Source organism: Pseudomonas sp. SMN5, from assembly GCF_052041925.1.
In the GTDB taxonomy this organism is placed as follows: Bacteria; Pseudomonadota; Gammaproteobacteria; order Pseudomonadales; family Pseudomonadaceae; genus Aquipseudomonas.
Genome location: NZ_JBKGGX010000028.1, coordinates 1 through 11502 on the forward strand (window position 1 = coordinate 1; position 11502 = coordinate 11502).

At 63.8% G+C, this 11502-nt stretch carries 9 protein-coding genes; 4 read left to right on the top strand and 5 right to left on the bottom strand.

Features of this window, described 5'->3' with window-relative positions:
* Nucleotides 1-40 precede the first annotated feature (40 nt).
* Entirely contained in the window at nucleotides 41-994 is a 954-nt protein-coding gene (locus tag ACLEJR_RS22780) for a 2-hydroxyacid dehydrogenase (protein ID WP_440816664.1), read from the top strand.
* Here ACLEJR_RS22780 and tssA read toward each other — a convergent pair.
* Genes tssA through ACLEJR_RS22805 form a run of 5 tightly spaced genes read right to left on the bottom strand, consistent with a single transcriptional unit; the run spans nucleotide 991 to nucleotide 8514 of the window.
* On the bottom strand, nucleotides 991-2073 hold the full coding sequence (tssA, locus tag ACLEJR_RS22785; RefSeq protein WP_440816666.1) for a type VI secretion system protein TssA: 1083 nt from the start codon (nucleotides 2071-2073) through the stop codon (nucleotides 991-993). The two genes, ACLEJR_RS22780 and tssA, sit on opposite strands and share 4 nt — an antisense overlap.
* Entirely contained in the window at nucleotides 2070-5894 is a 3825-nt protein-coding gene (locus ACLEJR_RS22790) for a type VI secretion system protein (RefSeq protein WP_440816669.1), read from the bottom strand. The genes tssA and ACLEJR_RS22790 overlap by 4 nt, the downstream gene beginning before the upstream one ends.
* On the bottom strand, nucleotides 5891-6652 hold the full coding sequence (locus ACLEJR_RS22795) for a DotU family type IV/VI secretion system protein (RefSeq protein ID WP_440816671.1): 762 nt from the start codon (nucleotides 6650-6652) through the stop codon (nucleotides 5891-5893). Before ACLEJR_RS22795 ends, ACLEJR_RS22790 begins: the two co-directional genes overlap by 4 nt.
* A gap of 17 nt (nucleotides 6653-6669) precedes the next feature.
* Nucleotides 6670-8001 (bottom strand): type VI secretion system baseplate subunit TssK, encoded by a 1332-nt coding sequence (gene tssK, locus ACLEJR_RS22800; RefSeq protein WP_440793458.1) that lies wholly within the window; start codon nucleotides 7999-8001, stop codon nucleotides 6670-6672.
* 48 nt (nucleotides 8002-8049) lie between these two features.
* Nucleotides 8050-8514, bottom strand: a complete 465-nt coding sequence (locus ACLEJR_RS22805; RefSeq protein WP_440793460.1) for a type VI secretion protein — start codon at nucleotides 8512-8514, stop codon at nucleotides 8050-8052.
* 223 nt (nucleotides 8515-8737) lie between these two features.
* Here ACLEJR_RS22805 and tssB point away from each other — a divergent pair, with 223 nt between their 5' ends.
* From tssB to ACLEJR_RS22820, 3 genes are all read left to right on the top strand, one after another.
* Nucleotides 8738-9298: a type VI secretion system contractile sheath small subunit gene (gene tssB / locus ACLEJR_RS22810; protein ID WP_440816672.1), complete on the top strand. Its 561-nt coding sequence runs from the start codon at nucleotides 8738-8740 to the stop codon at nucleotides 9296-9298.
* Nucleotides 9299-9328: 30 nt separating this feature from the next.
* On the top strand, nucleotides 9329-10810 hold the full coding sequence (gene tssC / locus ACLEJR_RS22815; RefSeq protein WP_440793464.1) for a type VI secretion system contractile sheath large subunit: 1482 nt from the start codon (nucleotides 9329-9331) through the stop codon (nucleotides 10808-10810).
* Between the two features lie 193 nt (nucleotides 10811-11003).
* A complete protein-coding gene (locus ACLEJR_RS22820) occupies nucleotides 11004-11501 on the top strand; it encodes an Hcp family type VI secretion system effector (RefSeq protein WP_014337905.1) in 498 nt (165 codons plus the stop codon).
* Nucleotide 11502: the final 1 nt, after the last annotated feature.

The window sequence follows — 11502 nt, forward strand, 5'->3', positions numbered from 1 at the left end:
CTCCCACAGGATTTGTCCGCAAGATCCTCAGGAGCCCAGCATGACCGCGACCGTCCTGGTACTGGTTGAAACCGTCAACGAATACCTGCCCATTCTTGAGCACCAGGGCTATCACCTGGAGTTGGCGCCGACGCCGGCCGAACGCAAGACGGCGATTTTCGAGCATGGGGAGCGGTTCAGCGCGGTGTTGACTCGTGGCCCCTTGGGGCTGACGGCCGAGGAAATTGCCGCCCTGCCTAATCTGCGGATCATCTGTGTGATCGGTGCCGGTTACGAGCAGGTGGACCTGCAAGCCGCACGCCAGCGCGGCATCGTGGTGACCAACGGTGCCGGGGTCAACGCCTCTTCGGTGGCCGACCATGCCATGGCCCTGCTGCTGGCGCTGGTCCGGGATATTCCCCGGGCCGACGCAAGCGTGCGCCGGGGCGAATGGGCGAAGATCATGCGTCCATCCCTGGCCGGCAAGCGGCTCGGCGTGCTGGGCCTGGGGGCGGTGGGGATGGCGATCGCCAAGCGTGCCGCCCTCGGGTTCGACATGAGCGTCAGCTACCATAATCGGCGGATGCGCAACGACGTGCCCTACACCTTCTGCTCCACGCCCACGGAACTGGCGCGAGCTTCGGACTTTTTGATCGTCGCCGCGCCCGGTGGACTGGACACCCGGCAAATGATCAACAAACAGGCCCTCGATGCCCTGGGCCCCCATGGATTCCTGGTGAACATTGCCCGAGCCAGCGTGGTCGCCACGGCCGAGCTGATCAGCGCCCTGGAACATCGACGCATCGCTGGGGCCGCGCTGGATGTCTTCGATGACGAGCCGCACGTGCCGGATGCGCTGAAAAAGCTGCCGAACGTGATTCTGACGCCCCACGTCGCCGGCCTGTCGCCGCAAGCCACCCAAGGTACCGTGGAGCTGGTGGGACAGAACCTGAACGCGTTTTTCTCCGGTAAGCCGGTGCTGACGCCGGTGCCGTTACCCGACGCGCCGTACTAAAGCACGCCCAGCAAGGTCCACAACCGCCGGGATTCGGCATCGGCGCTGATCAGTTCGCCCAACAGCTCGCTCAACGGCTTGTTGCCCCATTCCACGCCGCGCCGGATCAGGTACGGCACCGGGCTATGGGGTTCGGTGCGCGCCAGGTAGCCGGCAATGACCATCAATTGTCGATAGGCCTCCTCGCGATTGGCCGGCTCCTGGAAGACCTGGGCGGGTGCCGCCTGGGGTTCGGCAGTCGGCGTCGTTAGCGCGGATGTCGCCTGCACCGGTGCGACACTGGGTTGTTGTGGATGCATCGCGATGAACTCCTCGACCAGCGCCAACAGGGCCTGCATCACATCCTGCAGGGTTTTGTAGCCTGGGGCCAGGTTGCCCAGGTAGGCATCGCTCCAGGCCTCGAGCCGCTGCAAATGTTGCAGGCTCAACATCAGGCTGCCCTGGCGATGCAACCAGAACGACAACGGAGTGGCACGAATCAGTTCGGCGACTTTCTTTTGGTCGGTGCGCGCCGCCTCCGCTGAAGCCTTGGCGTTCTTGCTGTCATTGACCGGCACTTGCTGGCGTTGCAAGCGTTGCCAGTCGTCCAGGCAAAACCCGGCGAAAGCCTGCTCCCGGCCCTCGAACAGGGGCACCCGCGTCAACAGCACCTCGCTGTAGCGTCGGGCCAGCCATTCCAGGGGAATCACCCGCCACGACTGATCACCCTCCTCAGCCTGGGGATGCAACTGCTCGGGATAACGCTCGCACAGCCCGGCCACCAGCGCCAGGCTACCGGGCAAACCCTCCAGCCCCGCCAGGTGCAACCAGGCCTCCCCCAGCCAGGCACTGATCATCAGGTCCTTGCTGCGCTCCCGCAAAAGCGTGGTCGCGAGCCGCTCCAGCTCCGGCCATTGGGCACGCTTGATGGACGACTGCCACACCCCCGTGGGCAGGCTGGTGTCGTCCTCGCGGCGCAACTCGCGCAACTGGTCGTATTCGGTCTCGTAGCGCAGGTCCTGGCCGCAGGGCGATTCGGCACTCAACGGTTCGAGCAACTGCGTGACCAACTCGGGCAACGGTGATATCGGCAGGCTCACAGGCCCTCCTCACGGGTGGCGATGGCAGGACTCGATGGGGTCGCCATGAACGGTGAACGGGGCGCACGGGTCGGCAACGGCGGGATCGACAGCGGCAGCTTCGACCCCTGGCTCATCAGCGAAAGGCGTACGAACATCAGGGTCTGTTCGGCTGTCCGGGCCTGGGTCCGGGCTGTCACCGGCAATTGCAAGGCCAGGGGAAAGTCGGTGTAGTCGACATTCGGCTGACGCTGGGCCGAGCCCAACGAGCGCATCAACCGCAGCAATGCCCACGGCCCCTGGTATTCCCAGCCGGCTTCCAGGTCGCGCACCACCAGGTCCGGTTGCAACGGGTCGTTGACCGGGCGCTGGTAACCGTTGCGGGCCCAGCGCAGGGTCAGGCGCACCGGTTGCCCGACCATCCAGCGCAGGTTCGGCTGCTCGGCGCCGGGGTAGCTGATCTGCTGGTTGCCGGCATTCAGGCCCCAGGCAATCACCTGGTCGGCACCGCGCTCTTCATCGCGGTCGGTGCGCCAGCGCACGTCCATCTCCACTCCCAGGATGCCGCTCTTGTCCCGCACGAACAACGGCCCGAGCCAGGTTCCGGCCTGTTTCAAACGGTTGAGAAAATCTTGCGCCGCCAACCGCTCCGGCGTCTGGCTCAGCGTCAACCCGGCCTGGGCCAGGGGCAGTCGGGTGTCGATCAACTCCAGCAGATGCTGGACCCGTGCCGGATCGGCATCGCTGGCCCGCACATCCGTGGAAAACGGAAAACGCCCCGCCAAGTACTGATTGAAATAGTTCACCAGGTCGTTCCAGGCGGTCGCGGCCTGGTTCTGTTGCAGATACAGGCAGCGTTGCAGGGCACTCTGTTGCAGCGCCACGGTGCGCTGGGCCAGGTCACCGCGTCCGGCGGACAGGCTGGCCGTCTTCAGGATCTGTGCGCAGGAGCTGATGTCCATCTCGATGAAATCCCGGCTCACCAGTTGTTCCAGTTGGGCCGCCGAACTGGCCGGGTTCTGGTTCTTGTACTTGAGCAGTTCATCGTTGAGGGCCATGAACCGCGCCACCTGGTCGTGCTCGCTGGCCGACAGGCTGTCCTGTTGGACGATCAGCCATTCCAGCGCCGGCATCCGCTGCTCGGCGATCTGCACCATGGCGCCGAATTGCTGGTTCAGGTTCAGCTTCAGTTCTTGCGGATCGCTGGCACCGTAGAGCTGCAAACCGAAATTCTTCGCACCGTTCCAACGCTGCAAATCAGCGCGCTGGCTGAACAGCGGCTGCGCATCGATTTCATCCAGGGCGCGCCTGATCTGCGCCAGGGCCCGGCGATTGAGCAGCCGCTGGAAACGTATCGCCAGGTCATTGCGATGCACGTCCATGAAGGCTTTTTGCAGCGCCACGGCCTGGGTCGTCTGCACGTTGAAGCCCATGCCGGGCAATTGCTCATCGCTCTCGTCCAGGCTCAACCACATGGCTCGCGCCGCCGCGCCTTCAGCCGCTTGCATCAGCGCGTCGCGGTAGTCCGGCGGGATCCGCGGCAGTTCTTCATTGGCGTAGCTTTTGAAACTGGCAAAGTAGTTCAGGGCGACGCTGAAATCATCGCTGCCATCGCCCTGGCCCGTCGAATCGGCGCTGCTGTCCGAAGGATCTTTCTGCAAGGCCAACGCCACGAAGTCGCGCTTGAACAGTGCCTGGACCGCGCCGTCCAGCGCCGTGACATGCTCCTGCAACACCAGCAGGCCGCTGCCCTGCTGCACCAGCAGATTGTCCCGCGAGCCGGTCTGGACGATCCACTGATCGCGAAAGCTCTGTTGCAGTTTCGCCGCCTGGCTCTCCAGGTCCTGCTCGATGTCCGGCCCGAGCAAGCTGCTGTGGCTGACTTTGTCCATCAGTTGCGTGTAGCCGGGCACCAGGTCTTGGCCCTTGCCGCGGCCCCAGGCGGAATTGGTCAGGCTGACCAGGGTCTGCAAATCGTCGATCAGCGCCATCAGGTCTTCGAGCTCACTCAAGGAATTGCCGCTGCCGGCCTCCAGCCGTTGCAGGTGCAGCTTGAGATAGCCGGCCTGGCGCACGAAGTTGTCGGCCAGGAAATAATGATCGAGCCAGCGCTGCATCAGGCCGGTGAAGTTATCCGAGATCACCGGGCGCGCGGCCTCCAGGTCCAGGCCTTTGAGGTCAGCGTTCTGGGAATCGAACAGTACCCGGTTATAGAACCGGGCCCGGCTCAAGGTGCCGGTGTTGAGGTTCAGCGACAAGGCGCTGTTGCTCAATTGCACCAGTTCATCCAGCGGCGCCTTGGGGTTGTTCACCGCCTGATTGAACATCTGGTTGTACTGCTCGAGCCGGGCCGCCAGTTCAACCAATTGCCGGGCTTTCACGTAGCTCTGCCATTGCGCCGGGTCTTCACTCTGCGAGTTTCCCCTACGCTCGGTGTTGCGGATGGCCTTGAGCTGTTCCAGGTCCGATGCCAGCAGATCACGCAACGGCAGGACCCAATGGTGCCGGGCGGTCAGGCGCAGGCCGGCCTGCAACTGATCGTCCAGGTCGGAGAACCACGAGGTCGGGAAGACCACTGAGACGAAGCGCCAGCGCGGGGCCTTTTCCAGCACGTTCCAGTAGTTCTGCACGTTGTGCCGGGTCAGCTCCAGCTGCGGCTTGTCAGGGTCGACGGCGAGGTGATTCTTATGGGCGCTCAGAATCAGGTGGGACAGCTCGCCGGCCTGTTCCACCGAATCTTGCCAGACCCAGATCATTCCCCCCAGCCAGAGCAGGCCAACCACCAGCGCAACGCCGCCGGCCAACCGATGCCAGCGTTGGCGCAAGCGCAGCAGGCGCGGCACCGACTGGGCCAGGCCGCGCTCGGCCACCAGCCTGCGGGCCCACAAGTGCCGGGCGAACACGGTTTGCCGCAGGGCAAGGTCATTGGCCGCGAGCCCATCGCCGCTGACCGCCGGCGCCTGGCTGGCGGTGAAATACACCCCGCGAAAACGCGGTGCCTCGCCCTGAGCATTGCCTTGGAACACCGGTTCCAACAGGATCTGCAAGGCCCGGCGCAGGCCTTCGAAGCGCTCCGGCAAGCCATACAGATCGGCGCTCAATTGCCCCGACAGCGCGCCAATCTCGATGATCGACTGCGCCAGCGCGGCATGAACCTGGTCCAGCGCCTGGTCACTCCATTGCGACTGCCACGCCGCGTCGGGCGCGTAAGGCGATGACCAGCCCAACATCGACTCGCGGGCCTCGGCTGGCAAGGCACTGACCAGTTCCTGGAAGCCGGGCAGTTCTTCCATTCCGGTGACCACCACATACACGGGCAGGCTAAGACCGAACCGTTGCAACAGATCAATGAAACAGCGCCGGACCTTGAGGCTCAGGTCGGCGGTGTGTTCGCTGTCGTCGAGGCGGGCGAACGGCACGGTCCAGATCACCGCGTCCAACGGTCGCTTGCTGCGCAGCCGCAGGATCAGCCCCAACAGGCGCCACCAGTTGCCCCGTTGCCGGTTCATGCCCTCCTCAGGCAGGAACAACGCCTGGGGCACCACCAGCACCGCGCCTTCGGCATCCGACCACCAACGACCGAACCACGCCGCCTTGTCCGTCGGTTGCAGGCGCCATTGCGCGCACAATCGGGCACCGTCGGTTTCATTGCCGAGCATCATCAACCAGGGCATCTGGTACCGGTCCCGGGTACCCTGCTCCTGCTCCATGTGGCGCACCGCGCCGTAGAAGCTGCGAATGGCCGCGCCACCCTGGGTGCGCAACCACCAGAGCAGCGCGGCGAGGAGCACCACCAGGACGAAGGCGAGCAGCACCAGTGCAACGAGACTCAGGGTACTCATGAGTCCTGCTCCTGGACTACCGACTCGTTCAGTTGCAGCACCGGTTCCAGCGCCGAGCGGATGTCACGCCAGAACACCTGCCCCAATCCGGTCAGCAACAGCACCATCGCCAGGATCGCCAACCCCAGGCGCAAGCCGTCGGGCAGCGATGTCTGCGCCGGCATGCGCACCGGTGGTGCCGCCGCCGACAGCGCCAGGCGCTGGCTGACATCGACATAATCGGGGTCGTGCTGCCAGGCGAAGGTGAACAGCGCCAGGCGCCATTTTTCGTGCTGGACCTGGCCGGGCTCACCGCGCAGTCGTCCCTGGAAGCCGAGGATCAGGCATTGCAGGTAGACATTGGCCAGGTCCCGGGTGCCGGGCATCTGTTCATCCAGCAGTTTCTTGATGGCGGCAGGCAACCGCTCGCCGGCCTGGCGACTGGAATACATGCGCGATTCAAGGGGGTGTTGCTGCCAGGCCAGTTGCCCGGGCCATGGGCTGAACAGCAAGGTTTCGTCCACCAGCGCCACGAAGGCGTAGACCACAGCCTTGACCTGCTCGGTGGCAGCGTCGCCGACGGTGGCGAACGCCACCCGCCACAAACGCTGGGCGCTGCGCCCGGAAAACTCCACCACGCGGTTGACCAGCGCGGCCGGGTCGCTGTCCTTGGGCAGGTCCTGCCAGTCCTGGGACCATTTCAGCCAGGCCTGACGAAACGCGCTGCTCAGCGGCGCCTCATGCAGACTCCGAACCGCCCCGCCACTTCCGTCAGGCATACGACTCCCCTTTGCGATCAGGCACTCTCACCGGCTTGCGCGACGAACAACACCACCTGCCATGGGCCGCTGGCCTGTGCCGACGCCGGCGCGACAATGTGCAACGGCAACTGGCCGTCGAACCATTGCCCACTGGCGGCCACCACGAACAAGCGGGTGTCGTCGCCCACGCTGTAGGCCACCTGTTCGTTGCGGCTCATGGCCTGATGAGGCAGGCCACTCATGCGTTGCCGGCTCAGCAGCGGGACATGCGGCGCGGAGGCGATGATCGCCCCCCGCAACCACTCGGCGGCGGCCTGCTCGCTGGCGCCGTTGGGCATGCGCAGGCCGATCACCAGGCGCTGGCTCGGTTGATCGTCGGGCAGTTGGATCGAAAACACCGGGTCATTGCGTTCGAAGGCCAGGCTGCGGTAGCCGGCGCGGACCCGCTCCAGGGTGGTTTCCAGCCAGTCGAGCAGCGGCTCGTAACCGCGCTGCAATTCGAGGAAATCCAGCGGGGCGAAGGCCGGGACACCCGCCAGCAGATCGAGTGCCGACCAGCTGCCGGCCAGCCCCAGCAACAAACCGTACAGCGACTGCGGTGTCGCCACTCGGGTGTTCAACGCACCCTCGACTTCCGGCAAACGCGCCCACAGCGCGGTCAGTTGTCGGCGGATCTCCAGCGCATCGTCCTGATTACCGGCCGCTTGGGCCTGGCGCAGCCGACCGGCCAGGAACAGGCACTTTTCCCGGGCCCGTGCGCACAGCCCGGCGACGCGCCGCCCGAGCAACGATTCGGGTAGCAGGACCGGAGTCGGTGGCGTGTAGGGCACCCGCAGAAAGCCACCGCCTTCCTTGCGGATGCGCAACAGCGGCAGGCAGATCGAATCGGCCTTGCTCAGCTGCGTGCACAGCCGTGGGTTGGGGCGCCAGACAGTAATCGATTCCGGAAATTCGCCGCTGGTAAGGTCCGGCAGCGCCTCGCCGACCACCGATTGCAAGCGACCCTTGAGCGGCAGCAGTTGCCCGGCGCGCCACAGCGGGCTGACGGCCAGGTACACGGTCACGGTGGCGTCGTCGGTCTTGTCCACCGCCTCGCTGATGTCCAGCTCCAACGTCGGCCCGATCCCCGCCTGCAAGTTGACCGGCAGGCCATCGGGCAAGGTGCCTTGCAATTGCAACAACCGCACCTGCCCGGCACTCAGCGCCGAAGGGTCGACTTCCAGTTGGCTGACGCCCCAGAACCAGGGATTGCAGGCCACGGCAAAATGCGCCGCCAGGGCCTCGGCGCGTAGCCCTTGCAATTGAAAATGCTGGGGCAGCAATTGCATGCCCTCGTGCCAGCACACCGCGTCAGGTAACAGACTCATACGACTCCCTTCGACCTTCCAATATCGCCGCGCCAGGGCGGCATGCGGTCACTCAACGCTGGCCTTGCGCTGGTCATCGTTGACCAGGTTCATCTCACGACTGTCGAACTTCAGCCACGCCTCGCGCTGGTCGTCCAGCCGAAGCCGGTGGGCTCCGGGAGTGTTATAGCTGGCGAAGACCAAAAGTCCAGCGGCGCGCCGGCCCTCCAGCGGGAAGGGTTGGCGGTCGATGAACTGCCCCGGGACCAGCTCCAGCCCCCACACCGACAGGAGCTGGCGATAGTCGCGCTGATACTGCTCACGCCCGGCGAACCATTGGCTGGCGGTGATGCCCGACAGTTGCTTGAGCAGGTCGGGGTCGTTCACCGCGATGAAGTCCACCGCGATCGGTGTGTCGTCATTGGCACGGGGCGCCACGTCCAGCGTCAGGCTGTCGAGTTCGACGTCAGGGGCGAAAAGCGAGCAACCGCTGAGCGCCAGGCTGAAAAAAAATCCACAAAAAAACCCACGCAAAATGAATCTTCCTTTTCTCAGCGGTCAAAAATTGTTTTCGCTTGCATTTTTATAGACCTGTTCTAGCGTCTTGGGTAGTTCGACCAACACGGTCGAATGGACCAGGTTCGTCAAGGGAATGACAGGTTTTCTGCCCTCCGTTTGCAACCTGCGGATCAGCAAGGGAATGCGATGAGCGGGCCTCCCGATGCATTGCTTCCCATACGCATCGGAGTCGGCCGCCATGGCAGAAAGTACCCAGCACAAGCTCGACAGAATCCGCCCTCCCCGCGTCCAGATCACCTATGACGTGGAAATCGGCAACGCCATCGAGAAAAAAGAACTGCCACTGGTCGTCGGCATTCTGGCCGACCTTTCGGGCAAGCCACTGGAGCCGCTGCCGAAGCTCAACGAGCGGCGCTTCACGGAAATCGACCGGGACAATTTCAACGAGGTACTCGCCTCCATCTCCCCCCGCGCCACGCTCCAGGTGAACAACACCCTCAGCGGCGACGACAGTAAGCTCAACATCGAACTCAAGTTCCGTCACATCGATGACTTCGACCCGGTCAAGGTCGTGGAGCAGATCACTCCGCTGCGTCGGCTGTTCGAAGCACGCCAGCGGCTGCGCGACCTGTTGACCAAGCTCGACGGCAACGACGACCTGGACAAGCTGCTGCGCGACGTGATCGCCAACACCGAAGGCCTGCAAGAAATCAAATCCGCCCGGCCCCAGGACGCATCGCCAGAGCTGCCCACCGTGGCCGCCAACGATGACCCGGCCCCGACCGAACCACAGGCCTGATCGTGCTCATCATTCAAGGGAGATAAAGCCATGCCTGCTTCATCCAGCGCTCAAACCAGCGAGAGCACGACCCAGACCCTGTCCCTGCTGGACAAAATCATCGCCGAAGGCCGCATGGCCCACGACGACAGCCAGCAGGACTACGCCCGCGACATGCTGGCCGAATTCGCCACCCAGGTCCTCGACGAAGGCATGGCCATCGACAAGGACACCGTGGCGATGATCAACGACCGCATCAGCCAGATCGATCAGTTGATCAGCGCCCAGCTCAACGAAGTGCTGCACCACCCCGACCTGCAGAAACTCGAAGCCTCCTGGCGCGGCCTGCACTTGCTGGTGCAGAACACCGAGACCAGCACCCGGCTCAAGTTGCGCTTGCTCAACGTGACGCAGAAAGAGCTGCAGAACGATTTGGAAAAAGCCGTCGAATTCGACCAGAGCGCGCTGTTCAAGAAAATCTACGAAGAAGAATATGGGACCTTCGGCGGGCATCCGTTCAGCCTGCTGGTGGGTGACTACACCTTTGGCCGGCACCCGCAAGACATCGGCCTGCTGGAAAAACTGTCGAATGTCGCGGCTGCCGCCCATGCACCGTTCATTGCCGCCGCCAGCCCACGCCTGTTCGACATGACCAGCTTCACCGAACTGGCAGTGCCGAGGGACTTGTCGAAGATTTTCGAAAGCCAGGAATTGATCAAATGGCGCTCGTTCCGTGAAAGCGAGGACTCGCGCTACGTGTCGCTGGTGCTGCCGCACTTCCTGCTGCGCCTGCCCTATGGTCCGGACACCTTGCCAGTGGAAGGCATCAACTACGTCGAGGACGTCAACGGCACCGACCACAGCAAATACCTGTGGGGCAACGCCGCCTGGGCGCTGTCACAACGCATCACCGAGGCCTTCGCCAAATACGGCTGGTGCGCGGCGATTCGCGGCGCCGAGGGGGGTGGTGCTGTCCAGGGGCTACCGGCACACACGTTCCGCACCAGCTCCGGCGACCTGTCGCTCAAATGCCCGACCGAGGTGGCGATCACTGACCGGCGCGAGAAAGAGCTCAACGATCTGGGCTTCATTTCCCTGTGCCACAAGAAGAACAGCGACGTGGCGGTGTTCTTCGGCGGCCAGACCACCAACAAGGCCAAGGTCTACAACACCAACGAGGCCAACGCCAACGCGCGGATTTCGGCGATGTTGCCCTATGTGCTGGCGGCCTCGCGCTTCGCCCACTACCTGAAGGTGATCATGCGCGACAAGGTCGGCAGCTTCATGACCCGCGACAACGTGCAGACCTACCTCAACAACTGGATTGCCGACTACGTGCTGATCAACGACAACGCGCCGCAAGAGATCAAGGCGCAGTATCCGTTGCGCGAGGCGCGGGTGGACGTGACCGAAGTCGCCGGCAAGCCCGGGGCGTACAAGGCCACGGTGTTCCTGCGGCCGCACTTCCAGCTCGAGGAACTGACCGCATCGATCCGCCTGGTGGCGACATTGCCGCCACCGGTTGCTGCCTGACGACGCATAGGACCGTGACAGAGAAACCTGTGGCGAGGGAGCTTGCTCCCGCTGGGCTGCGCAGCAGCCCCGGAAAACAGGGCCGCTTCGCGCCCCAGCGGGAGCAAGCTCCCTCGCCACAATAAGCTCGCTCGCCACAGGTTCCGTGTTTGTCCTTTACCCATCGGTATCTCTTTTTCAGGAGCTGCACACAATGGATGCAATCATTCTCGACCTCGGCGGCGACATCAAGGGCGACAGCCTGCTGGAAGGTTTCACGGACAAAATCGAGGTCATGTCCTACAGCCATAATGTGGCGATGCAGGTCACCAACGACGTCAGCAACTCGGAGCGCACCTCCGGCCGACCGCACATCGGCGAATTCACCCTGACCAAATTCATCGACAGTTCCACCCCGTCCCTCAATGAATACTGCTGCGCCGGCAAGCCGATCCCGCAAGCGGTGATCACCATCGGCCGCAACGCCGCCGAAGGCAGCGGGCAGATCATGCCGTTCATCGTCTACACCCTCACCAATGTCGTGCTGTCGAACGTCAGCGTCAGCGGCGGTACCGGTGGCAAGCCGGTGGAAACCCTGTCGCTGAACTTCACCAAGATCAAGTGGGAGCTCACCGCCCAGAAAGACGATGGCACCAAGGAAGGCACCGCCGGCACGACCTGGGACCTGGCGGCCAACAAAATGACCAAGTGAC

Excerpts from the sequence above, each read along its gene's own strand:
- ACLEJR_RS22780 (WP_440816664.1), top strand. The coding sequence starts at position 41 with ATGACCGCGACCGTCCTGGTACTGGTTGAAACCGTCAACGAATACCTG.
- ACLEJR_RS22790 (WP_440816669.1), bottom strand. The coding sequence starts at position 5,894 with ATGAGTACCCTGAGTCTCGTTGCACTGGTGCTGCTCGCCTTCGTCCTG.
- ACLEJR_RS22795 (WP_440816671.1), bottom strand. The coding sequence starts at position 6,652 with ATGCCTGACGGAAGTGGCGGGGCGGTTCGGAGTCTGCATGAGGCGCCG.
- tssK (WP_440793458.1), bottom strand. The coding sequence starts at position 8,001 with ATGAGTCTGTTACCTGACGCGGTGTGCTGGCACGAGGGCATGCAATTG.
- tssB (WP_440816672.1), top strand. The coding sequence starts at position 8,738 with ATGGCAGAAAGTACCCAGCACAAGCTCGACAGAATCCGCCCTCCCCGC.
- tssC (WP_440793464.1), top strand. The coding sequence starts at position 9,329 with ATGCCTGCTTCATCCAGCGCTCAAACCAGCGAGAGCACGACCCAGACC.
- ACLEJR_RS22820 (WP_014337905.1), top strand. The coding sequence starts at position 11,004 with ATGGATGCAATCATTCTCGACCTCGGCGGCGACATCAAGGGCGACAGC.